The organism is Gordonia prachuapensis (assembly GCF_036350515.1).
GTDB lineage: Bacteria > Actinomycetota > Actinomycetes > Mycobacteriales > Mycobacteriaceae > Gordonia > Gordonia prachuapensis.
The window spans coordinates 145,564-169,344 of the sequence record NZ_JAZDUE010000012.1 but is presented as its reverse complement, the minus strand read 5'-3'; the positions used below and the strand labels follow the sequence as shown (position 1 = coordinate 169,344).

The window sequence follows — 23,781 nt, the reverse complement described above, 5'->3', positions numbered from 1 at the left end:
GTTCACGACAATCGAATTGTTGTGCAGATTCGATGTAGAGAAGCTTAACTGATTGCGGTCATCGCCAGCCGAGCGCCGGCGCGACGTGGGTGAGGATCGACTCGATCACATGGGCGTTGTACTCCACGCCGAGCTGATTGGGGACGGTCAGCAGCAGGGTGTCGGCGGCCGCGATCGCCTGGTCCTCGCGGAGTTGCTCGATGAGTTTGTCCGGCTCGTCGGCGTAGCTCCGGCCGAACCGTGCGACCGAGTTGTCGATGACCCCGACCTGGTCGTCCTCGGTGCCGCCGCGACCGAAGTAGGCGCGGTCTCGGTCGTCGACGATGGCGAAGATGCTGCGGCTCACCGATACCCGCGGTTCACGCGGATGGCCGGCCTCGTCCCAGGCGTCGCGGAAGCGCTGGATCTGCTCGGCCTGCAGCTTGTGGAACGGGATGCCGGTGTCCTCGGTGAGCAGTGTCGAGCTCATCAGGTTCATGCCTTGCTGCGCAGTCCATTCCGCGGTCGCCCGGGTGCCGGCGCCCCACCAGACGCGCTCGCGCAGGCCGGGTGATTGCGGTTCGATCGGCAACAGGCCGGGCGGGTTGGGGAACATCGGCCGCGGATTGGGTTGTGCGAAGCCACTTCCGGTGATGACCTTCAAGAAGACGTCGGCGTGCTGCCGGGCCATGTCGGCGTCGGTGGCGTCCTCCGGCGGCACGTAGCCGAAGTATTTGTAGCCGTCGATGACCTGCTCGGGCGATCCGCGGCTGATGCCGAGCTGCAGCCGTCCGCCCGAGATGAGGTCCGCCGCGCCGGCGTCCTCGGCCATGTACAGCGGGTTCTCGTAGCGCATGTCGATGACGCCGGTCCCTATTTCGATGCGGTCGGTCTTGGCGCCGATCGCCGACAACAACGGGAACGGCGAGGCGAGCTGACGCGCGAAGTGGTGCACCCGGAAGTACGCGCCGTCGGCGCCCAGCTCCTCTGCGGCGACCGCGAGGTCGACGGACTGCAACAGCGCATCCGACCCGGACCGCACCTGCGATCCGTACGAATCGGACCAATGACCGAACGAGAGGAAACCGATCTTCTTCATGCCTCGTTAACTGAAACCGCGGTCCGTTTCATTCCCGAGGGCGCGGGACTCGGAGCGCAGTAGCGTGTGGGCGTGGATGTGAAGCGGCTGCGGTTGCTGCGCGAGTTCGCCGACCGCGGCTCGGTCGGAGCGGTCGCCGACGCCATGCACATGACGCCGTCGGCAGTGTCCCAGCAGCTCAAGGTGCTGGCCAGGGAGGCGGGTGTCGGGCTTCTCCAGCAGGAGGGTCGGCGCATCCGCCTCACCGACGCGGGTCGTGCGCTCGTGCTGCGAGCAGACGAGGTGATCGCCGCGGTCGATCGCGCCCACGAGGAGATGGAGACCTACCGGTCGGGGCGGGCATCGGTGCGGCTGGCGATGTTCCCGTCGGGTGCGGCCCTGCTGCTGCCGGGGGTGCTCGATCGGATCGGTGCGTCCGGGATCGACGTGCACGCCTCCGAACTGGACGTCGGCTATCCCGACGCCGTCCCTGCGCTGGCCGACTTCGACATCGTGGTCACGCACCGGGACGAACGCACCGCATCGGTCCGGTCGCCACGCGTCGACGTGGTGGAACTGATGCGTGAACCCGTGGACGTCGTGGTCGCGGCGACGTCGGAGTTCGCCGGACGCGGCGAGTTGGAGGTTGCCGATCTCGCCGACTGCGACTGGATCAGCGTGGAGGGCGGGTTCCCGGTCGACGACGTGCTGCTGTCGATCTCAGCGGTGACCGGTGTGGCGCCGCGGGTGACGCAACGCATGCTCGACTTCGCCACGATCCAGTCGATCGTGGCCGCCGATCACGGGATCGCGCTGATACCGCGATTCGCGGTGCGTCACCCGGGGGTGAAGCGCCTCGAGCTCAAGGGCGTTCGTGCGGCACGGGTGTACGAGGCGCTGGTGCGGCCGTCGCCGCGTTCGGCGGTGCGCGCCGTGGTCGAGCAACTCGTCGCCGCGGCGGGCGTCGCCTGCACGTGAGTGCCAGGCGCGGTCAGAAGGCCATGAAGAGGATCTCGTCCCGGCTGTAGTCGTGGCCCGGATGGTTCTCCTTGAGGTGCTCGCGCACCTTCTCCACCAGTTCGTCCTCGTCGGTGCCCTTCATCGCCTCGCCGCACGGGCAGGTCAGTCGTGTCTTCATGCCATCACCTCGTTTTGCCGTCATCCGGATGTGCCCGGCGTCTCGGCGTGAGGGTACTCGTGGTGTGCGTCTCAGGGGAGGGGGCGGTCTCGAGCTTTCTCGGACGGCGCCCGACGTCACGTCGGGCGGAGTGCGAACCCGACGGTAAGGTGGCGGTTTGACCAGCCCGCCAGCTCCTGTCCCGAACGGAGGCGCCACACGGTGCGATCCCGCCGGTACGGAGTCGTCGTCGGACTGCTCTCGATCGTTGTCGCGCTGGTCGCCGGCCTGGTGGACTCGCCTGCACGGGCGGGCACGGCCACCGACAGCCCGGGCCGTGCCATTGCGATCTCGCAGGTGGGGGACTGGGGTGGCCTCGACGGGGTGTACCGGCTCACCTATCTGACGACGGACTCGCGTGGCGCGGTCGTCCCGGCCGGCGGGATCGTGCGACTGCCCGACGGCCCTCGGCCGGACGGCGGCTGGCCGGTGATCTCCTGGGCGCACGGGACGTCCGGGCTCGGGGACGAATGCGGACTGGCCGACTCCACCGACCTGATCCGATCGACCGCCCCCGTCGTCGAGGCACTCACCGGGGCGGGATACGCAGTGGTGGCGACCGACTACATCGGCCTCGGACCCGACTCGCTGGGACCGCACGCGTATCTCCACAGCCGATCGGAGGCCACCGCCGTCATCGACATGGTCCGGGCGGCGCGCGGCGTGATCATCGGGTTGTCGCGGAGTTGGGCCGCGGCCGGGTCGTCGCAGGGCGGGCACGCCGCGTTGGCGGCCGGTCACCACGCGCAGACATATGCGCCGGAACTCGATTTCCGGGGCATCGCGGCGCTCGCGCCCGCATCGAACTTCGAAGACCTGATCCCACTGATGCGGCCCGGCATCCCCCTGCTGCCGCGGGCGATGTCGGGGCCGTTCGCGGCGATCCTCGCCGGGCTGTCGGCCAATCAGCGCGACGTCGACGTCACGTCGTACCTGTCCTCGTTCGGCAAGCAGGTCGTCGCGGAGGTCGGCGAATCGTGTGGTCCGGAGTGGGAGTCGATCCTCGACGGCGCACGACCGGACAAACTGGTCTCGAAATCGCTCGGCGACGACGCGTTCCGATCGGCCCTACGCAGCTACATGGAGGTGCCGGCAGCCGACCAGGGCGGCCCGATCCTGATCGTCCACGGCCTGCGTGACGTCACCGTACCGATCCCGATGACGTACCGACTGTTGTCCGAATTCCGCAAGGCCGGAACAGATTACGAGTTCGAGACCATCAACAGCGATCACACCGACCTGCGCGCCGACGGCGGCATGGACGACGTCCTGGGATTTCTCGAGCGCGTCATGCCGGTCGGCTGACGTCAGCGCAGCGCCTTCGCCTTGAGTGCCGCGTACTCCTGCTCATCGATGACGCCGGTATCGAGAAGGGACTTCGCGTCGGCGATCTGTTCGGCCGACGACTTCCCCGCCACCGAGCGGATGTAGTCGTCGGACTGCTGCTGCATCTCGACGCGCGTCGCCTCGGCCCGACGCGACATGCCCGGTCCGCGTGCGATCAGGTACACCAGCGCCGTCACCCACGGAACGAAGATGAGAAACACCATCCAGACGGCCTTCCACCAACCCGACAGATCCCGGTCCCGGAACAGGTCGGCGATGATCCAGAAGAGCATCATCAGGTAGGCCACGAAGATGAAGATCACCACGGTGTACCAGATGAAGTCCCAGAACGAATCCCACATGTCATCTCTCCCTTCGCGGCACGCCTCCACGGTGCGGCCCACATCTCAACGGTTGGGGACATCATGCGTCACGACCGCCGCGTGCGGCTCACCTGGAACGGGTGAGTTCACCGCCGCCTGGTGATTTCATCCGGACCGGATGATGCCGCAGGTGTCGACTTGTGCCACGGTCGGGGAGTTCGCCGACGAGTCCCGCCGCGCCGTGCGAAGATTCGCGGCGGCGTCGAGAAGATCGGAGGCATGGGGTGAGCGGACCGACCGAAGGTGATGACATCCGTCCGGCGGAGGCGAGTGACCCTCGTCCACTCGATGCGGACGAGCGCGCCGAACTCGAGCGCCTCCGGGCCGAGGTCGCCGCGCGGTCCGTGCGGCCGGAACGGAAAATGCTGTGGCGGCGCATCGTGGCCGTCAGCCTCGTCGTGCTGTGTGCCGTGCTCACGTTGCTGTCGGTGACGACGAGGTACGTCCGCGGCGAACTACTCGACACTGAGCACTACCTGACGACGGTGGCGCCACTGGCATCCGAGCCGGCCGTGCAGGAGCAGGTCACCGACGCCATCACCGACGAGATCAACGCGCAGGTCGACATCCAGCAGATCACCGAGCAGGCACTGCAGCAGCTGGTCGACCTCACCCCCGCCGAGCGGCCACGCATCGATCAGACCGTGGTCGGGTTGGCGCCCGTCCTGGCGAATCAGGCGGAATCGTTCATCCAGCAGACGGTCAGCCGATTCGTGGAATCCGACCAGTTCCGCGAACTCTGGGTGACGGCCAACCGTGCCGCCCACCGGTCGGTGGTGGCTGCGCTGACCGGCGACACCGAGCGCGGGGCCATCGAGATCGATTCCGACGGTTCCATCAGCATCCAGCTCGGACCCGTCATCGACCAGGTCAAGCAACAGCTCACCGATCGCGGATTCGCGTTCGCCGCCAACATTCCCGAGGTCGACAAGGACTTCGTCGTATTCCAGTCCCCGCAACTCGCCGACGCGCAGCGGTGGGTGGGTGCCCTCGACAACATCGCCGACGTCCTGCCCTGGCTGGCACTGGCCGCCGCGATCGGCGCGGTGTTGGTGATCGGCGCCGGGCGACGTCTGCGGATGACAGCGGCCGTCGCCATCTCGATCGTGGTCGCGATGCTGCTACTGGCGATCGGGCTGCTCATCGGACGCGCGGTGTACATGAGCGAGATCCCGGCCGATGTCCTCGCGCCGGATGCCGCCCGCGTCATCTTCGACACCGTCGTCAACCCGTTGCGGCTGGCGTTGCGTGCGGTGGCGGTTCTGGCGCTGGTGGTGGCGATCGTGGTGTTCTTCGCGGGTGGGTCCCGGTCGGCGAAGGCCGTCCGGCGCGGCTTCACCGGCGGTGTCGGTGCCCTCGATGCCCGGCGGAAGCAGCGTGACCCCAACGCGTTCGAACTCGCGTTGTATCAGGCGCGGATACCGGTGCGGATCGCGGTCGTCGTGGGTGCGGCGCTCATCTTGATGTTCTGGTCGTATCCCACCGGGCTGGTGGTGATCTGGACCGTGGTGATCACCTGCCTGGTGCTCGCCGCGCTGGAGATCGCGATGCGGCCGGCGCGTCGGGAGGTGGCGGAAGCGGCAGTCGCTGAGGAGAGTCCGAGCGCTGGGTGATCCGGGGTCACTGATCCGAGCGGTCGGCGGCGCGACCGTCACGGTCCTTTCGTCGCGCAACGCCCTGGGCCAGAAGTGCCGCGGAGTCGGTGGGGGCGGGCGATCGAACCACCGGATGACCGATGACCGCCCTCCGGCTGATCCGTCCGTGTCGCATCGGCATGAGCACACCTCCCGGAGAATTCATCCTGCAGCCACTTGCTGTCCTCGATGGTGACAGACGTACGCGACACTGTCGTCCTCCGAGCCGGATGACCGACCGCCCGAAGGTCGCCGGGCCGTTATCATTCTCGGAGATCTCCCGAATCGGGTCGGGGACGCTGCTAGGTGGGTACCGGGTGAACTCGACGAGCGGACGGTTGGCGCCGAGCCTGCGGCTGCGCGCGTCGCGACCCGTCCTGCCTCCCGGGTATGTCCATCTGTCGCGGGTGGGTGCCGCGCTGGATCGATGTCCGCCTGGTGGGGTCGCGGTGGTGTCCGCCGGCGCCGGGTACGGCAAGACGCTGGCCGTTGCGGGCTGGGCCGGCGCTCATCGTCCTGCCGGTGCCACCGCATGGCTGACCGTCGACGATGCCGATGGCCTGCGGGCGTTCTGGAACGACGTGCTCGGCGCCCTCGCCGCGGCCGACGCGCTGTCGGAGCCGAGTGGACTGCGGGACATCGCGCCGGCATCGGGATTCGCCGAGCCCGAGGTCGACCGGATCATCGACGGACTCGCGGACTCGCCCACACCGATCACCTTGGTCCTCGACGACGTCCACCGCATCGCTGCACCGGAGGTGCTGAGCAGCATCCGGCGCCTGATCCGCCGCCAGCCCCCGACGCTGCGACTGATCGTCATCACCCGGACGGCGACGGCCCTGCGCCTGCAGAAACTGCGGCTCGACGGTCGGCTCACCGAGATCACCACGGACGAACTGCAATTCACCCGTGACGACGTCGCCGAGTTCTGCGACCGCGCGGGTGTCGACCTGCCCGACGACGACATCGATGCGCTTCTCGACCGGACCCAGGGCTGGCCGACCGGGCTGCGGCTCGCGGTACTGAGTGGCCGCGGCACCTCCGGCGATGTCACTCATCGCGTGACCGGACAGAACGAACTCGTGGCGGCATACCTGCTGGAGGAGGTGCTCGAGGAGCTCGCACCGTCGGATCGGCGGTTCCTGCTCGCCACGAGCATCGTCGACACCGTCAGTGCCCCGCTCGCCCGCGCGCTGGCCGGACGCGCCGACAGCCGCCGGGTGCTCGACGATCTCGTCGCGAACAACGTGCTGACGGTCCGGCTGTCTGACCGGCCCGACTGGTACGCCTACCACCCGCTGTTCCGTGAGCTGCTGATGGACCGGCTGGACGCCGAGAACCCGGACGCCGCAGCCGAACTCCACCGTCGGGCGGCGGACTGGTTTGCCGCGAACGACGACCCGGTGGCAGCGGTGCGCCACTACGGTCGGGCACGCGATTGGCCGGCGATGACCGAACTGCTCGGCAGCGTGGCTGCGCCGCTGGTGCTGTCGACCCAGGCATCGGCGCTGGCCGCTGCGCTCGAGCCGGCTGCCGTCGAGGCGGAGGCGCGGCCGACCACGGACACGCTGGTTGCGGCCGCGATACTCTGCTATCACCGCGGCGACTTCGTCGCGATGGATCGCAATGCGGAGGACGCCGCGCGGGTTCTGGGCGCGGATGAGCCGTCGACCATCGGCTCGCGAATCCTGATCGCCTTGATCCGCATGGTCACTGCCCGCACCAGCCGCCTGTCCGACGTCGTCGATCGGTGCGACGACATCCTCACGCTGGTGTCGCAAGCGCCCCGCACGGCGATCCCCGCAGCGCCCGCCTATGCGATCATGGCGCGCAACAACCGGGCCATCGGCCTGTTTCATAGCGGTGAGATCGACACGGCAGCAAGGGAACTCGTGGTCAGTCGGGCCGGCGCCGAAGAGGTGGGGGTGAGTCTGGTGGCGATGGCGGCCGATACCTACCTGGCCCTGACGGACCTGGTACGCGGCGACCTGCCCGAGGCCGCCGTGCGGACCGCCGCCATCGGCGTGCTCGCAGAACGCCGGGGCTGGGCACGTCAACCACAGACGTTGGCGCTCTACGCCGCTCGCGCGCTGATGTACCTCGAGTGCAACGACCTGGAGGCGGCAGATCGTGCCGTCGACATGGGGCGTCGTGCCGTGGCCCACGGGTCGGACACGGCTGCGTGGCTGATCATCGAGGCGGCAGCGGTCGGCATTGCGGTCGTGCGGGGTGACGTCTTCGCCGCGCGTACCGAGTTTCGGCGACTGGACGCCGCCCGGCGGTCGTCGACCACGCTACCGGGGTTACTCGCCGGCCTGTACGACGCGATGGCTGCCGAGGTGCAGGTGGTCTCCGGCGACGCGGAGGCGGTGATCGCGGTCGGCAGCGACCGAGCGCTGCCGGCGCCGTACGCCACCGCGCTGAACCGCATCGTCCTGGCCAAGGCGCACCTCGCCGCGAACAACCCGGCCGACGCGATCGAGGCCCTCGGCATCACGGCAGGCTTTGCGCCGTACCGACTCCAGGCGACCGAGGCCGAGGTCCTGGCGGCGGTGGCGTCGGCGCGGCTGCATCGGGACTCCGCGGCGCTCGAGCATCTGGCGTCCGCGGTCCGGCTGGCCGCGCCGGTGGGGCAGATCCGTCCGTTCGTCGTGGCGGGTCCGGTGGTCGGTGTACTGCTGACACGACTGCTCCGGGTGACCGACGGTGATCAGGCTTTCGTCCGCGACCTGCTGGCCGCGTGTGGAGGCGAGCAGCCCGGAGTGGCGGCGACCCCATTGCTGCCCATCGAGTCGTTGACCGACCGCGAACTGATGGTGCTGCGCTATCTGCCGACGATGTACAAGGCGGCGGAGATAGCCGCGGATCTGTTCGTGTCGGTGAACACCGTCAAGACCCACCAGCAGTCGATCTACCGCAAGCTCGGGGTCACCACGCGTCGCGACGCCGTTGACCGGGCCAGGGAACGACACCTCATCTGAGGTGCACGCCGGGTCCCGGTGCTCCGACCCTCAGCGATCGGGTTCGTCGTCCGCGCGCAACGTCGCGACGATGGCCTGTGTCGGAATGCGCCCCTGCGCGACCAACTTTCCGCCCGAGGCGCGTGCCGCGGCTGCGAACGATGCCGCGCTCAGGTACTCCCAGACGATCACCGCGGCGCGGCGTCCGGGCGTGATCGCGCTGGACAGGTTCTCCACATCCTCGGCGGCGAGGATCTCCACGAGCTCCGCATCCATGTTGTGCAGCCGCGGATCGGGGAGGTCCTCGAACTCGGTGACTGCGAGTTCGCCCGACTCGGCGCGCTCGATGATCAGGAGATCGAGCAGTCGAAGCGTCCCGCTCTCGACCGACACCCGGATCTGATCGGCCATGTCGACGGTGAGAGACGTTGCGCCATCGGGGAGTTCGACGACGACATAGTCGATGGGGCCCAATTCGGTCAGCTCCGGCCCGGTCGGTTCGCCCATCGGTTCTCCTCGCGTCGAGAACGATCCACGTCTGCCGTGGCGTGGTTCATTGTCGACCGAGCAGGCGGGAGATGGAGTCATCCGGTACGGATGATTGATCCGACACCCGGGTATGAGCCATGAGAATGGGCCGGAACCCCGTGGCAGGGATCGCCCGCCGAGCGTGGGTTCCGGCCCAGTCTCTGACACGATGCACGCGGAGGTCGTCCGGTGATCGTGAGTCCGTGCACGGCCGGGGCTGCGGCCGTGTGCGAGGGAGGGAGTGCGTGGGTTACGGCGCCCAGGTGCGCGGCGCCGTCGCCCCGTCGTCGGCCGTGAGATCGGCTCCGGCGACGCGGTGGGCGCGGTTGACCGCAGAGACCACGGCGCGCAGGCTGGCCGTCGTGATCGACGATGCCACGCCGACACCCCAGACCGTCTCGCCGTTGACCTCGGTCTCCACGTAGGCCGCCGCGCTGGCGTCGCCACCGGAGGTCAGCGCATGCTCGCTGTAGTCGAGGACCCGGACGTCGAAGCCCACCGTCGACAGCGCGTCGACGAACGCTGCGAGGGGCCCGTTTCCGGAGCCGGCGATCTCGCGTTCGGTTCCGTCCACCTTGACCACCGCGGTGATGTTGTCCTCGCCGCCGTCGATCTCGGCGGCGTCCACCTTCTGGCGCATCCGCTCCAGCGGCCGGATCGGGTTGAGGTATTCCTCGGCGAAGACGTCCCACATCTCCTTCGGGTTGACCTCACCGCCCTCGCCGTCGGTGATCTTCTGGATCTCCTTGCTGAACTCGATCTGCAGCCGGCGCGGCAGGTTCATGCCGTGGTCGGCCTTCATGATGTAGGCGACGCCACCCTTGCCGGACTGGCTGTTCACGCGGATCACGGCCTCGTAGGTGCGACCGACGTCCTTCGGGTCGATCGGCAGATACGGCACCTGCCACAGGATGTCGTCCATGTCCTGGTCGGCCGCGTCGGCGTCGTACTTCATCGCGTCGAGGCCCTTGTTGATCGCGTCCTGGTGGCTGCCGGAGAAGGCGGTGTACACCAGGTCGCCGCCATAGGGGTGGCGTTCGGGGACGTTGAGCTGATTGCAGTACTCGACGGTCCGTCGGATCTCGTCGATGTCGGAGAAGGTGATCTGCGGATCCACACCCCGGCTGAACAGGTTCATGCCCAGGGTGACCAGACAGACGTTGCCGGTCCGCTCACCGTTGCCGAACAGGCAGCCCTCGATGCGGTCGGCACCGGCCTGGTAGCCGAGTTCGGCTGCCGCGACCGCGGTTCCGCGGTCGTTGTGCGGGTGCAGGCTCAGGATGATCGAGTCACGGCGCGCCAGGTTGCGGTGCATCCACTCGATCGAGTCGGCGTAGACGTTCGGCGTGGCCATCTCGACCGTCGCCGGCAGATTGAGGATCATCGGGTTCTCCGGTGTGGGAGCGATGATCTCGGTGACGGCGTCGCACACCTCTTTGGCATAGCTCAGCTCGGTACCGGTGTAGGACTCCGGCGAGTACTCGTAACGCCACTGGGTGTCCGGGTACTTCTGCTGCTCTTCGAGGACCTTGTGCGCGGCATCCGTGGCGATCTTGGTGATCGCGTCCTTGTCGGCGCGGAACACCACGCGGCGCTGCAGCACCGACGTGGAGTTGTAGAAGTGGACGATCGCCTTGTTGGCGCCGCGGCACGCGTCGAAGGTGCGCTCGATCAGTTCCGGTCGGCACTGGGTGAGGACCTGGATGGTGACGTCGTCGGGGATGGCGCCGTCCTCGATGATCTCGCGGACGAAGTCGTAGTCGGTCTGGCTGGCCGACGGGAAGCCGACCTCGATCTCCTTGTAGCCCATACGGACGAGGAGTTCGAACATGCGCCGCTTGCGGGCGGGGCTCATCGGGTCGATCAGCGCCTGGTTGCCGTCGCGCAGATCCACGGCGCACCAGAGCGGTGCGGTGGTGATGGTCTTGTCGGGCCAGGTGCGGTCGGGGACCGACACGTTCTCGACCTCGTCGGCGAACTGCCGGTAGCGGTGTACCGGCATCGCCGAACTGCGCTGGGTGTTCCAGACCGGCTGGCCGGCGGGGATGGGTCCGGCGGGCTCGACGATGCGGCTCGTGCCAGAGGTGAAAGAGTCTGCTGCTGCCATGATGGTCATTCTCCGTGGGTGGGAATCGGGGGAAGATGACCGGCGCGTGAAGGCCCCGCGACGGAGGGCCGGTCGAATCAGACCCCGCCGCGGCAACCGAGAAGGAGTGCACGCTGCATGTGCTGGACTGTACTCCCCGCACCGAGCGGCGATCAAATGGCGTCGGTCTGTCGGCTGACGCGTCGGTGAGCGTGTCAGCCCTGCTCGCCGACCGTCGGATCGTCGGGCGCTCGGGGGTTTCCCCAGCGCTCGGCGAAGGCCACCTCGCGCAGCGGGAGGCGGGTGCGTGGCCGCTCGTCGCGTTCTCGGATCTCGGGCGCCACGGTCGACGGATCGGCGATACGCCCGATGCCCAGCAGGACGAGGGGCCGGTGATCGTCGGGGATGGCGAACCGCTCCCGCGCGGCGTCCGGGTCGAATCCGGCCATCGGATGCCCGTTGTAGCCGGACGACGCGGCCTGCAGGATCATCTGTGACACAGCCAATCCCACGTCCACGGCCGAGTAGGTGCGGGCCTTCTCGTCGTCGGCCTGGGTGGTCGTGCAGACCAGGACGAGCGCCGCCGACGCCGGCGCCCAGCCCGCGTTGCCGCGGGTCAGGATCTCGGTGAGGCCGGTGAACGTCGCGTCGCCCCGCACGCCGACGATGAAGCGGACCGGCTGCATCCGACCCCACGTCGGCGCCCACCGGCCCGCCTCGAGGATCTCGGTCAGGACGTCGGCGGAGATGGTGGCGTCGGCGTCGTACCCGCGGACACTGCGTCGTCCTGCGATGAGTTCGTGCACGCGGCCAAGGGTAGTGCCGGTTCCGACGGTGTGGTCGGCGTCGCGGCGATCGGCCGGGGCCGCAGGACCACGGTCAGCACGATCGCGAGCACGGTCAGTGCGATGGCACTCGCGAGCGACGCGGCGTGCACTCCGTCGACGAAGGCGCTGCGTGCGGCGCCGGCCAGTTCGGTTCCGCTCTCACCCATCTCGAGTGCCCGGCGCAATGTGTCACCCAGTGTGTCGCCGAAGCTCCAGCCCTCCGAACGCGCCCGGAACACCACCGTGGCCAGTGAGCCGAGCAGTGCCAGCCCCATCGCGGTGCCGAGTTCGAAACTCGTCTCCGAGATCCCGGAGGCCGCACCCGACCGTTCGACGGGCACCGATCCGACGACGACGTCGGAGACCAGGCTGAACACGATGCCGTAGCCGACACCCGCGATCGACGTGAACAGCAGGTAGATCCACAGCGGACTGGTCGTCGACAGAAGCAACAGGCCCAGGTTGCCCAGCGCCGCGGACGACACCGCCCCCACGAACGCGAACCGCAGGCCGACCATCGACACCACCCGCGAGGCGCCGATGGAGAACACCGCCACCGCGACCGCCATCGGCAGTCCGGCCAACGCCGCGGTCAGCACGTCGAGCCCGCGTGCGGACTGCAGGTAGACGCCGGTCAGATAGGACATTCCGCCGAGCGCCATCATGCCGACCAGCGCGGCGGACACCGCCGCACTGAACTGCGGATTGCGGAACAGGGACAGATCCAGCAGCGGTGCGGGCGTCCGGAGCTGGTGCGCCAGGAACATCGCCAGCATCGCCACCCCGAACAAGCCGATGACGACGATCGATGCGTCGAGGCCGTCGGCGGCGACCGTCTTGACCGCGTATACGACCGGCAGGATGCCGAGCAGCGACAGGACGACGCCGAGGACGTCGAACGGTGCGACGTTGGGCGCCCGGTACTCGGGGACCAGCCGCGGGCCGGCGACGAACAGGACGGCCAGCACGGGGACGTTGATCAGGAAGACGACGCCCCACCAGAACTGGTGCAGCAGCAGACCGCCGACGACCGGCCCGATCGCGCTGCCGCCGGCGAACGCGGCCGTCCACACCCCGATTGCCTTGGCCCGCTGGCGGGCGTCGGGGAACATGTTGGCGATCAGGGACAGGCTCGACGGCAGCAGGGTCGCGCCGCCGACGCCCATCAGCGCACGGGCCGCGATCAGGACCGCGGCGTTCGGGGCGAAGGCGGCCACGACGGACGCGACGCCGAACAGGGCGGCGCCGGCCAACAGGACGCGGCGTCGGCCGATGCGGTCGCCGACGTTGCCCATGGTGATGAGCAGGCCGGCGATCAGGAACCCGTAGATGTCGAGGATCCACAGTTGTTCGGCGGCGGTCGGGGTGAGTGCGTCGGTGATCGCGGGGATCGCCAGATAGAGCACCGAGAAGTCCATCGAGACCAGCAGCACCGGCAGGGTCAGCACCGCGAGTCCCCACCACATGCGTCGATCGGCGCCGGCGGGGGACCGGTGCTGATCGGGCGATGGTGTGACGACGGACATGACGGCTCTCCTGGCTTGTGGTGTGGACGATGCTTCGACGGCGGTGGCATCGAGGCCGCGTACGCCGTACGCATCGACGGTACGGACATGGGTACGCTGTACGCAACCGAAATATTCCCGCAGGTCCGGTGCGTGCGGACGATCGACGAGAGGAGTAGCGGGTGGCGCCTGCCGACAGGGGCTCTGCAGGCCTGAGGCTGACCCTGGAGGCGATCGTCGATGCGGCGATCGCGGTGGCCGACCGTGACGGCATCGGTGCGTTGTCGATGCGCCGGATCGCCGACGATCTCGGCGTGGGTGCCATGTCCCTGTACCGTCACGTCGACGACAAGGACGCGTTGCTGCAGGAGATGTCCGAGGAGATCGGCCGCCGCTTCCCCTATCCGGTCACCGACACGAGACCGTGGACATGGCGGGACCGGGTGCAGGTCGTGGTCGACATCGACTGGGAGTTGTATCAGCGCCACCCCTGGGTGGTCCTGGCCTACTCGTCGCCGCGGCACAGTTTCGGCGACGAATCACTGCGCTGCCTGGACTGGTTCGCGGCCGGCTTCCTCGACCTCGGTGTCGACCTCGTCGAGGCCACCGGGATGGCACTCACGGTGTGGAGTCACGTGCACGGCGTCGCGCTGGTCGCGGTCAGCGACGACCTGCTCCGCGCGGAGAAGCCGTCCGAGGGCCCCGACGGGTTGGCGGACCTGATCGGCGGACGATCCAAGGATCTCGCACCGCACCTCTCCGCACTGTCGCAGACGACGGCAGCCGCACGGCTGGTCGATCCGCGAGCCCGACTCGACGACGGCATCGCCTACCTGTGTGACGGGTTCGAAGCGCAAGGCCACGCGAACGGTGACTGAAAACCGCACCGTGAGGGCCATCCGAGGGGTTTATCCCCTCGGCGTCGCCTGAGGATGCTGATCCTGGTCACCGACGCCGATCACATCGCGTGCGGATACACCGTCAGCATGTGCGCGCCGAACCAGGCGCTGCCCATGACGATCGGCACCAGCGTCGCGATGGCAACTCCTCGACGCCACCGGGCCATCACCATCGCAAGCGGAATGAGCAGCACGAAGGCCGGCAGCAGCAGCCGGGCCCGCGACATCATCAGCCCGCTGGACAATGCGATCGAGGCGACCACCAACACGCCGTACAACAGCACCGGCCATGGCATCCGCGACCACACCGCCACCACCAACATCCCCAGCGTGGCGATGATGATCCACGCCGTCGCGACCGGGGCGACCTCGCCCGAATGCACCAGTGCATCGTTGACGAAGTCGAACGTGGCCCGGCCCATGTCGAACTCGGTGCCCCAGCCCTCGGTCTGGATGCGGAACCACCCGGTCGGTGACCCGGTGTGGGCCCACACCACCGCCAGGTAGCCGAGGTAGCCGAGCGGACTGATGGCCACCGCAGCCCAGGCCCGCCATCCGTCCCGCCGCGCGAGGATCGCGGCCAGCATGACCACGCCGATCACCACCACCGCGGTCGGCCGGCTCGCCCCGGCCAGGAGCGCGCAGATCCCCGCGAGCAGCCACCGTCGTTCGAGAACACCGACCAGAGCCCACGCCGCCAGTGCGCAGAACAGCGCCTCGGTGTAGGCCATGTTGAGGACCACCGACATCGGGGTGGCGGCGAACAGTGCGGCGAGCAACAGTCCGGTCCGCCGCGGATCGGCCGGCCCGATCGGCGACCGATCGGCCATCATCCGGGCGCAGATCGCGCCGATCCGGGCGGCGCCCACGGCCGCCACACAGCCGAGGACCACGTTGACCGTGATCGCCGCCCCGTACGGAGTGATGAGCGGAAGTTTCGCCACCGCGCCGACCAGCATCGGGTAGCCGGGAAAGAAGGCGTAGGCGGTGTCGGGGGTATGCAGTCCTCGAGCGTCGGTCTGGGTGAACGGAACGTGGCGGTAGCCGTACTCGGCGATCGCGATCATCCACTGGCCGTCCCAGAGCCCGAGGGAATCCCCGAGTGTGGTCTCCCGCAGCTGGGCGAATCGCGCGAGCATCGCGATACCGATGGCGCGGATCACCAGGAAGACGACGATGGGTTCGACCCACGCGCGCACCGCCGGGCGCGCGCTCAGGTCGCGGATCCTTGCGCCGACGGTGGCTGGCTCGGCAGGTGCAGTCCGGGTGCGCCGCGGCGCGCGCCCGTCGCGTGCGGATGCACCGACGTCGGTTCCGGTGGCCACCTCAGCGATGGTAGGGCGACGCGTGTAGTTGCGACCACCACACCCGCCGGGCGGAGGAGAACCGGTCACATCCGGCCCGAGGAAATCGCCGTCGAACCACGTCCTCCAGGCCCGCGAAAATGTGGCCACCGTCACCGCGCCGCCGGTGGCCGATTCGGGCAAGAAGGTCACCGACGGTAAGGTGATCCCCGCTAAGGTTCGCCCCGACGCTCAACGTCGAGCGACCCCGAACTGGGGCGATGCACTTTCCGACAACCCCCGAAAGGTGGTCGACGTGGCACTCGTTGTGCAGAAATACGGCGGTTCCTCGGTCGCTACGGCCGAGCGGATCCGCCGAGTCGCCGAGCGCATCGTCGAGACCAAGAAGCAGGGCAACGATGTCGTCGTGGTGGTCTCCGCCATGGGCGACACCACCGATGAACTCCTGGATCTCGCGCAGCAGGTCAACCCGACCCCGCCGCCGCGGGAGATGGACATGCTCCTCACCTCGGGTGAGCGCATCTCCAACGCTCTGGTCGCGATGGCGATCAGCTCGCTCGGCGCGCAGGCGCAGTCGTTCACCGGTTCGCAGGCCGGTGTCATCACCACCAGCAGCCACGGCTCGGCGAAGATCATCGACGTCACGCCGGGCCGCGTCCGCAGCGCGCTCGACGAAGGCAAGATCGTTCTGGTCGCGGGCTTTCAGGGCGTGGCGCAGGACACCAAGGACATCACCACGCTCGGGCGCGGTGGGTCCGACACCACGGCGGTGGCGCTCGCGGCGGCTCTCAAGGCCGATGTCTGCGAGATCTACACCGACGTCGACGGTGTCTACTCCGCCGACCCGCGCATTGTGCCCGATGCCAAGCGTCTCGAAACCGTCTCCTTCGAGGAGATGCTCGAACTCGCCGCCTGCGGCGCAAAGGTGTTGATGCTGCGTTGCGTGGAGTACGCGCGCCGCTACAACACCCCTGTTCATGTGCGCTCGTCGTACTCGACAAAACCCGGCACACTGGTGGCCGGATCGATGGAGGACATTCCCGTGGAAGAAGCCATTCTCACCGGCGTCGCCCATGACCGCAGCGAAGCCAAGATCACCGTGGTCGGTCTCGACGACAAGCCCGGCTACGCGGCCAAGGTCTTCCGCGCGGTCGCCGACGCCGAGATCAACATCGACATGGTCCTGCAGAACGTGTCCAAGGTGGACACCGGCAAGACCGACATCACCTTCACCCTGCCGCGCGAGCTCGGCCCGCTCGGCGTGGAGAAGCTCACCAAGCTCAAGGACGAGATCGGCTTCACCGATCTGCTCTACGACGACCACATCGGCAAGGTGTCGCTCGTCGGTGCGGGCATGAAGAGCCATCCCGGCGTCACCGCCACCTTCTGCGAGTCGCTGAGCAACGCGGGCATCAACATCGAGCTCATCTCCACCTCGGAGATCCGCATCTCGGTGCTGTGCCGCGACACCGAACTCGATGACGCAGTGCGGGCTCTGCACGCCGCCTTCGATCTCGGTGGCGACGAGGAAGCCGTCGTCTACGGCGGAACGGGGCGATAGACATGACCACCATCGGAGTTGTGGGCGCGACCGGTCAGGTCGGTGGCGTCATGCGAGCCCTGTTGGCCGAGCGCAAGTTCCCCGCCGACGAAGTGCGTTTCTTCGCGTCGTCGCGGTCGGCGGGCAAGAAGCTGCCGTGGGGCGACGGCGAGATCGTCGTCGAGGACGCGGCCACCGCAGACCCCTCGGGACTCGACATCGCGCTGTTCTCGGCCGGCGGGACCATGTCCAAGGAGCAGGCACCGCGATTCGCGGCCGCCGGCGCTACCGTCATCGACAACTCGTCGGCGTGGCGCAAGGATCCCGATGTGCCGCTGGTGGTCTCGGAGGTCAACGGTGAGCTCGCGAAGAACCCGCCCAAGGGCATCATCGCGAACCCGAACTGCACCACGATGGCCGCGATGCCGGTGCTCAAGCCGCTGCACGACGCGGCCGGGCTGCAGCGCCTGATCGTTTCGAGCTACCAGGCGGTGTCCGGTAGCGGACTCGCCGGTGTCGAGGAACTCGCATCGCAGACCCGCGCCGTGGTCGGAGACGCCGAAAAGTTGGTCTACGACGGCAGTTCCGTCGACTTCCCGGCGCCGGACAAGTATGTCGCGCCGATCGCGTTCAACGTGCTCGCGATGGCCGGCTCGCTGGTCGACGATGGTTCCGGCGAGACCGATGAAGATCAGAAGCTGCGCAACGAATCCCGCAAGATCCTGGGGCTGCCGGAGCTGCTGGTGAGCGGCACCTGCGTGCGCGTGCCGGTGTTCACCGGACACTCGTTGTCCATCAACGCCGAGTTCGCCAACCCGATGTCGGTGCAGCAGGCGCAGGAGATCCTCGGCGCTGCAGCGGGAGTGGAACTCTCCGACGTGCCGACCCCGCTGGCGGCGGCCGGCAAGGACAACTCGCTCGTCGGCCGAATCCGGCAGGATCCGGGTGTTCCGGACGGACGTGGTCTCGCACTGTTCGTCAGCGGCGACAACCTCCGAAAGGGCGCTGCGCTCAACACGATCCAGATCGCCGAACTGCTGGTCTGAGGTTTCCTGGTGACCACGCCCATCACGACACCTGTTGTCGTGATGGGCGTTTCGGGTTCGGGCAAGTCGACCGTCGGTCGGGTTCTGGCGCAACGCCTGGCCGTCGAGTTCATCGACGCCGACGATCTGCATCCGCCCGCGAACGTCGCGAAGATGAAGGCGGGCCACCCGCTCGACGACACGGACCGATGGCCATGGCTCGACGATGTCGGGCGCAGGCTTGCCGAGCCCAGGGGAGGGGTGGTGGCGTGCTCTGCCCTCAAACGCGCCTACCGCGACCGACTGCGCGCCGCCGCGCCGACGACCTGGTTCCTGCATCTGTCCGGGTCACGGGAACTCATCGGCCGACGACAGGCGGACCGGACCGGGCATTTCATGCCGACAGGTCTGCTGGCCTCACAGTTCGACGATCTCGAACCCCTGGCCGCCGACGAGCCGGGTCTGACCCTCGACGTCGCTCTCGACGTCGACGAGATCGTGTCGGCGGCAGTCGAGGCACTCCTCACTGATTGAGATTGGCGAAAGCCATGACCCCGGTCACGCGTCCAGGTTACTGTGCGGTAGCTTACTGATTCATGAGACAAAACTGGGGGAACATTTCTTTGGGTCGGCGCCGACCCGGAACGGTTCGGCGCCTGGTTGCCACGGCGACCGGGATGGTGCTCGTCGGGGCCGGCCTGGTGGCCATGGCTCCGACAGCCGGCGCCGCAGGCGATTTCTACACACCGCCCGCGCGATTCGCTTCCGAGCCCGGATCGGTCATCCGCAGCGAAGCCAGCCCGCTGCTGCTCCAGATTCCCGGTGTCGGCAATCAATGGCCGGGCACGGCGACCCGGGTCATGTACACATCCGAGTACCAGGACGGAACACCCGCTCCGGTGACCGGCACGCTCGTCGAGCCGACGGCGCCCTGGCAGGGCGGCGGGCAGCGCCCGACCGTGGTGCTGGGCCCCGGAACCGTGGGCCAAGGTGATCAGTGCGCCGGATCGAAGATGATGAACTTCCCGCTGGCCATCGATCCCACCAAACCCAGTATCGCGGTGAACTACACGGCTCTCGAGCTCAATCTGATGCTGATCAACGGTGTGCGGGTGTTCATCACCGATTACATCGGCATGGGTACCCCGGGCGTCCACACCTATGTGAACCGTCGCGAGTCCGGCGCCGCGATGCTCGACGGTGCCCGTGCGGCGTTGCGTCTGTCCGGCGCCCCGGCTGATGCGCCCGTTGGATTCTCGGGCTATTCGCAGGGAGGCGGCGCGGCCGCATCCGCCGCCGAGATGGCCGAGACATACGCACCCGAATTGAACGTGCGGGCCACGTACGCGGGTGCACCGCCCGCCGATCTGGCGAAGGTGACGAAGGGCATCGACGGCACCTTCATCGTCGGCGGCATCGGGTACGCGATCAACGGCCTGACGGCGCGTTACCCCGCCCTGCGGCCGGTGCTCGACCGCGAGACCACGCAGGAAGGCCGGCGGGTGCTGTCGCAGGTGGCGACCCAGTGCATCGGCGACACGGGACTCGCCTTCGGGTTCCAGAGCACGACTCGGTGGACGCGGACCGGCGAGTCGTTGTCGGCGGTCATCGATCGGACACCCATTGCGAAGAAGGCGGTGGCCGATCAGCGGATCGGTCGGCTGAAGCCGAATGCGCCGGTGTTGCTCGAGGGTGCCATCAGTGACGATGTCATTCCGTACGGCCAGGTCAAGCAGTTGTATCAGGACTGGCGTGCCCAGGGTGCCGACGTGGCAATGGTGACCAATGAGATCCCGCCGATCTTCCCGGGCCTGGTCGTCAACCATGCGCTGCCCATGCTGACCACACTGTTGCCGGCGACCAACTTCCTGCTGGGCGAGTTCAACCGGTAGTCACGGCCCGATCGTCCCCGGTCGGTTCCACGCGAGGGATATCTCGGTGTGGACCGCCCGGGGACGAGTCGTCGGCACGCGTAGCGCACTACGCGGATTTCTCAGTTTTTTCTCAGCGGGAGTAGAAAGCCCGGTTCGGGCTCGCGTAGCCGCGGCGACGTGATGGGATGACCCGGTGGGGTGGATGCGTCGTGGGGCGGTTGTCGGTGTAGTGGTCGGGGCGGTGGCAGCCGCAGCGTTGTGCCTGGTGGCGGCGCCGGCGCAGGCTCAAGGCGCGCTGGGCCCTCCCGGAACGAGCCTGATGCACGGCGACCTCGCCTCGACCGATTCGACGCCGTTCCCGGGACCGGGGCGGCAGGCACATCTGGCGGCATCATCGGTGCCCGGCGGTGCGTGCGCTGCAACGTTCGTCGGACGTGACGGGATGCCGGTGTCGTTGTGCACACAGTTCGTCGGGACGTCGCCGCCGGATGTCGTGGTGCCGACGGTGACGCTGTTCGACCCGGCCACGGCGGCGACGCTTGCTCGGCTGCAACTGGCCAAGGGCGGATTGCTCGGCGGCGTGTACGGCTATCTCGACGGTCGCGATCGGGTCGTCGTCGCCGACGGCTCGGGCGCGATCCTGCGGGTGGCGCATCGGCGGACCGCGGACGGTTGGCAGGTGTACGTCGATGACCGGATCGACGTCAGCAGGCACATCCCCGCGGGGGACGCGATCACCGGGCTCGCCCCCGACGAACGGGGACGGGTGTGGTTCGCGACCACCCGGGGCGTCGTGGGCACGGTGGACGCGGCCAAGCGGGTCCGGTCGGTGCGCCTGCCCGCCGGTGAGGAACTCGGCAACGGGCTGACCATGCGCGGCGACAGCGCGTCGGTGCTGACGACGCACGCACTCTACGAGATGACGGCCGCCGACGACGGTGTGCCGCGCACGGTGTGGCGACGCACCTACGACCGGGGCGACGCGCGCCGACCCGGCCAGCTGACCTGGGGATCGGGAACCACGCCGACCTATTTCGGGCCCGGCGGCGATGCGTGGGTGGCCATCGTGGACAACGCCGATCGGCCCGATCTGATCGTCTACGACAGCGACACAGGCGCCACCGTGTGCCGGATGCCCGCCTTCGGCACATCGGGACAGGGCACCGAGAACTCGATCATGGCCTGGGGCGATTCCCTGGTCATCCCCAGCACCTACGGCTACCAGTACCCGCCGATGGCGGTGACCGGCCCGAGCGTGCCCGCCACCGCGCCGTTCACCGGCGGCTCGACCCGTATCGACGTGTCCGAGCAGGGCTGTCGTCGGGTCTGGGAGAACTCCGACCGCATCTCGACGCTGCCGCGGCTGTCGCGCGCCGACGGCCTGATCCACGCCCTGGGATACGGACCCTACGTTCCCGGTTCGATCCAGCAGGTCGGCCCGATCTACTACGTGGCCACCGATTTCGCCACCGGCAAGCGGGTCCGGACGCTGAAGGTCGGCGACGGCCCGATCGACGAACCGCTGGAGCTGACGGGGACGATCGCGCGCGACGGCACTCTGTGGCAGGCGACCGTCGGGCGGATGCTGAAGATCGCCCGGTGAGGGCCGTGGGACAATCGGGCACATGACCGACCCTGACGACCCGGATCGGATCCCGACGCAGGCCGAACTCGACGCCGAGGACCTGGCGGCCATCGAGCGCAGTTCCCGCGACCGCGACGACGCGAATCTGTACCCGCCCCCGCCCGGTGATCCCGGCCCGCCCCCGGTGGCGTTGAGCCTGCACGCGCGGGTGGCGTGGTGGGGTGCCGCGGTCGCCGGACTGGTCAGCGTGGTCTACGGCTTCGTCAACCTCGGGATGATCACCGACCTACTGCGGGTACGGCTGCTCGAGGGTGTGGTCGCCGACCCCAACAATGCGAGCCCCGAGGAACAGGTCGACTCGCTGGCCGGCTTCTTCCCGCCGTTCATGCTGGTCATGATCGTGGTGTTCCTAGCGGCCGAGTACGCGTTGCTGGTCGCCGCCGCGACGCAGCACAGTCGCACCTGCCGCAACTTCTTCCTCGCCGCAGTGGTGATCAACCTGCTCTGCATCCCGATCGGCATCGATCTGCTCTTCGAGTACCCGGAGGTGTGGTCGGCGATGCCGGTGATCGCCTGGCTGCAGTTCGGGTTGCTGATCATCGCGGGGCTGTTCACGGTGCGGCGCGGCGTGAATCAGTGGTTGCCCGATTCGACGCGCATGCGCCCGACGAAGATGTTCCGCGCGCGGTAGGTTTCGATACGCGTCGGGCTCACTGCGTTCGCGCGTCGCTACTCAACCGGCGGAAGAATTCCCGAGCGCGAGAAGCTCCTTCGTGAACTCGGCCTCGTCGATGCGCGTGCTCCGGCCGTCGGCGACCACCACCTCGCCGCCGACCATCACGGTGTCCACGATCCGCGGCGAGCCCGCGGTGAGCAGGGACGCTCCCGGATCGCGGACCGGCAGGGTCGCGTAGTCGCGGTCGAACCGGATGAGCGTCAGGTCCGCGGGAACCCCGGTGCACACCCCGCCGATCACCTCGGGCAGGCCGAGCGCGACGTTCGCGCCGCCGCAGGCGATGTCGAGCATCTCGCCGAAGCCCAGCAGATCTGCCCGCTTGTGCACCGCCCGTTGCACATAGGCCGCGATCCGCAATGTCTCCAGCATGTCCTGGGTGTCGTTGCTGGCCGCGCCGTCGACCCCGAGCCCGACCATCATGCCCCGGTCCAGCATCGCCGGGACTGGGGCGACCCCACTGCCGAGCCGCATGTTCGACAACGGGTTGTGCGAGATCGCCACACCGCGATCGGTGAGGATCTGTTGCCCGACGTCGTCGAGCTCCACACAGTGCACCGCGAGCACGCGGTCCCACAGGAATCCGTTGCCGTCCAGGTACTCCACGGCGCCGACGCCGGCGTGTTCGAGGCACATCCGGTCGTCGGTGGGGGTCTCGAGCAGGTGGATGGAGACCGGGAGGTCGCCGCTCTGGGCGAACTCGCGCAGTGTCGTCATCCCGTGCTCGGTCACCGACCGCGGGTTGGGGACGGCCAGCGCCATCGAGATGCGGGAATCGGCGACCTGGGCACGTAGGTGGTCGACGTGATCGAGGACGTCACCGAGTGGCTGCATCAACCGGGGCTCGAATCCCCACTTCCGGGTGGCATCGGGTCGGTCGGCGACGCCCCGGCCGAGCACTGCCCGGATTCCGGTGTCGCGCAACGCTTGGACGACCGCGCCGTGCACCTCCGGGGACGGATGCGGCCACATGTGCTCGACGACGGTGGTGGTGCCCGACCGCAGTGCCTCCAGCGACGCGGCGACCGCGGCGAGATAGGCCCGCTGCGGGGTGATCGCCACCGACTCTTCGCCTACCGCGAGAAGCCATTCGAGTAGCGGCGTGCACTCGGCGATACCGCGCATCAACGACTGCTGCAGGTGAGTGTGGGTGTTGACGAAACCGGGGATCAGGTAGCCGTTGCCGTCGCCCGGGTGGGCCGCGTCGGTGATGGCCGTGACCACCCCGTCGGCGACATGGACATCCTGATGAGTGAGCCAGGCGCCCCCGGTGTACACCGTGACGTCGGCGAAGGCCGGGGATGTGGACAGGTCGGTACGGACAGGGGTGGTCACGGT

The 23,781-nt window shown here is 68.4% G+C and carries 21 protein-coding genes; 11 read left to right on the top strand and 10 right to left on the bottom strand.

Features of this window, described 5'->3' with window-relative positions:
- Positions 1-58: 58 nt before the first annotated feature.
- Positions 59-1,078 carry an LLM class flavin-dependent oxidoreductase gene (locus V1Y59_RS15620; RefSeq protein ID WP_330505873.1) on the bottom strand — a complete coding sequence of 340 codons (1,020 nt, stop codon included), beginning with the start codon at positions 1,076-1,078 and terminating at the stop codon, positions 59-61.
- Between the two features lie 72 nt (positions 1,079-1,150).
- Here V1Y59_RS15620 and V1Y59_RS15615 point away from each other — a divergent pair, with 72 nt between their 5' ends.
- Positions 1,151-2,035 carry a LysR family transcriptional regulator gene (locus V1Y59_RS15615; RefSeq protein ID WP_330505872.1) on the top strand — a complete coding sequence of 295 codons (885 nt, stop codon included), beginning with the start codon at positions 1,151-1,153 and terminating at the stop codon, positions 2,033-2,035.
- Positions 2,036-2,048: 13 nt separating this feature from the next.
- Here V1Y59_RS15615 and V1Y59_RS15610 read toward each other — a convergent pair whose 3' ends face one another.
- Entirely contained in the window at positions 2,049-2,195 is a 147-nt protein-coding gene (locus V1Y59_RS15610; protein ID WP_330433350.1) for a DUF1059 domain-containing protein, read from the bottom strand.
- A gap of 201 nt (positions 2,196-2,396) precedes the next feature.
- Here V1Y59_RS15610 and V1Y59_RS15605 point away from each other — a divergent pair, with 201 nt between their 5' ends.
- Positions 2,397-3,539 carry an alpha/beta hydrolase family protein gene (locus V1Y59_RS15605; protein ID WP_330505871.1) on the top strand — a complete coding sequence of 381 codons (1,143 nt, stop codon included), beginning with the start codon at positions 2,397-2,399 and terminating at the stop codon, positions 3,537-3,539.
- Positions 3,540-3,541: 2 nt separating this feature from the next.
- On the opposite strand, the gene V1Y59_RS15600 is transcribed toward V1Y59_RS15605, so the two are convergent.
- A complete protein-coding gene (locus tag V1Y59_RS15600) occupies positions 3,542-3,922 on the bottom strand; it encodes an SHOCT domain-containing protein (RefSeq protein WP_330505870.1) in 381 nt (126 codons plus the stop codon).
- Between the two features lie 245 nt (positions 3,923-4,167).
- Here V1Y59_RS15600 and V1Y59_RS15595 point away from each other — a divergent pair, with 245 nt between their 5' ends.
- Positions 4,168-5,556 (top strand): hypothetical protein, encoded by a 1,389-nt coding sequence (locus V1Y59_RS15595; protein WP_330505869.1) that lies wholly within the window; start codon positions 4,168-4,170, stop codon positions 5,554-5,556.
- Positions 5,557-5,563: 7 nt separating this feature from the next.
- On the opposite strand, the gene V1Y59_RS15590 is transcribed toward V1Y59_RS15595, so the two are convergent.
- Positions 5,564-5,719 (bottom strand): hypothetical protein, encoded by a 156-nt coding sequence (locus V1Y59_RS15590; protein WP_330505868.1) that lies wholly within the window; start codon positions 5,717-5,719, stop codon positions 5,564-5,566.
- A 175-nt stretch (positions 5,720-5,894) separates the two neighbouring features.
- Between V1Y59_RS15590 and V1Y59_RS15585 the strand changes: the two genes are divergently transcribed.
- Positions 5,895-8,558: a winged helix-turn-helix domain-containing protein gene (locus V1Y59_RS15585; RefSeq protein ID WP_330505867.1), complete on the top strand. Its 2,664-nt coding sequence runs from the start codon at positions 5,895-5,897 to the stop codon at positions 8,556-8,558.
- Between the two features lie 30 nt (positions 8,559-8,588).
- Here the strand turns inward: V1Y59_RS15585 and V1Y59_RS15580 are convergent, their stop codons facing one another.
- The 4 genes from V1Y59_RS15580 to V1Y59_RS15565 form a co-directional block, all read right to left on the bottom strand.
- Positions 8,589-9,044, bottom strand: a complete 456-nt coding sequence (locus V1Y59_RS15580; protein WP_330505866.1) for a DUF6325 family protein — start codon at positions 9,042-9,044, stop codon at positions 8,589-8,591.
- Positions 9,045-9,315: 271 nt separating this feature from the next.
- Complete coding sequence (gene leuA, locus V1Y59_RS15575; protein WP_330505865.1) at positions 9,316-11,172, bottom strand: 2-isopropylmalate synthase; 1,857 nt, start codon at positions 11,170-11,172, stop codon at positions 9,316-9,318.
- Positions 11,173-11,366: 194 nt separating this feature from the next.
- Positions 11,367-11,957 carry a nitroreductase family protein gene (locus tag V1Y59_RS15570; protein WP_330505864.1) on the bottom strand — a complete coding sequence of 197 codons (591 nt, stop codon included), beginning with the start codon at positions 11,955-11,957 and terminating at the stop codon, positions 11,367-11,369.
- A complete protein-coding gene (locus V1Y59_RS15565) occupies positions 11,882-13,504 on the bottom strand; it encodes an MFS transporter (protein ID WP_330505863.1) in 1,623 nt (540 codons plus the stop codon). The genes V1Y59_RS15570 and V1Y59_RS15565 overlap by 76 nt, the downstream gene beginning before the upstream one ends.
- A gap of 161 nt (positions 13,505-13,665) precedes the next feature.
- Here V1Y59_RS15565 and V1Y59_RS15560 point away from each other — a divergent pair, with 161 nt between their 5' ends.
- Positions 13,666-14,361, top strand: coding sequence for a TetR/AcrR family transcriptional regulator (locus tag V1Y59_RS15560; protein WP_330505862.1), 696 nt, complete (start codon positions 13,666-13,668; stop codon positions 14,359-14,361).
- Between the two features lie 80 nt (positions 14,362-14,441).
- Here the strand turns inward: V1Y59_RS15560 and V1Y59_RS15555 are convergent, their stop codons facing one another.
- Positions 14,442-15,707: a hypothetical protein gene (locus tag V1Y59_RS15555; protein ID WP_431309183.1), complete on the bottom strand. Its 1,266-nt coding sequence runs from the start codon at positions 15,705-15,707 to the stop codon at positions 14,442-14,444.
- 274 nt (positions 15,708-15,981) lie between these two features.
- Here V1Y59_RS15555 and V1Y59_RS15550 point away from each other — a divergent pair, with 274 nt between their 5' ends.
- From V1Y59_RS15550 to V1Y59_RS15525, 6 genes are all read left to right on the top strand, one after another.
- Positions 15,982-17,247, top strand: coding sequence for an aspartate kinase (locus V1Y59_RS15550; protein ID WP_330433752.1), 1,266 nt, complete (start codon positions 15,982-15,984; stop codon positions 17,245-17,247).
- A 2-nt stretch (positions 17,248-17,249) separates the two neighbouring features.
- Positions 17,250-18,272, top strand: coding sequence for an aspartate-semialdehyde dehydrogenase (locus V1Y59_RS15545; protein ID WP_330505861.1), 1,023 nt, complete (start codon positions 17,250-17,252; stop codon positions 18,270-18,272).
- A 21-nt stretch (positions 18,273-18,293) separates the two neighbouring features.
- Positions 18,294-18,785 carry a gluconokinase gene (locus V1Y59_RS15540; protein WP_330505892.1) on the top strand — a complete coding sequence of 164 codons (492 nt, stop codon included), beginning with the start codon at positions 18,294-18,296 and terminating at the stop codon, positions 18,783-18,785.
- 62 nt (positions 18,786-18,847) lie between these two features.
- On the top strand, positions 18,848-20,143 hold the full coding sequence (locus V1Y59_RS15535) for a lipase family protein (protein ID WP_431309182.1): 1,296 nt from the start codon (positions 18,848-18,850) through the stop codon (positions 20,141-20,143).
- A gap of 184 nt (positions 20,144-20,327) precedes the next feature.
- Positions 20,328-21,728 (top strand): hypothetical protein, encoded by a 1,401-nt coding sequence (locus tag V1Y59_RS15530; protein ID WP_330505859.1) that lies wholly within the window; start codon positions 20,328-20,330, stop codon positions 21,726-21,728.
- A gap of 22 nt (positions 21,729-21,750) precedes the next feature.
- Entirely contained in the window at positions 21,751-22,401 is a 651-nt protein-coding gene (locus V1Y59_RS15525) for a hypothetical protein (RefSeq protein WP_330505858.1), read from the top strand.
- Between the two features lie 42 nt (positions 22,402-22,443).
- Here the strand turns inward: V1Y59_RS15525 and V1Y59_RS15520 are convergent, their stop codons facing one another.
- Complete coding sequence (locus V1Y59_RS15520; RefSeq protein ID WP_330505857.1) at positions 22,444-23,778, bottom strand: amidohydrolase family protein; 1,335 nt, start codon at positions 23,776-23,778, stop codon at positions 22,444-22,446.
- Positions 23,779-23,781 lie beyond the last annotated feature (3 nt).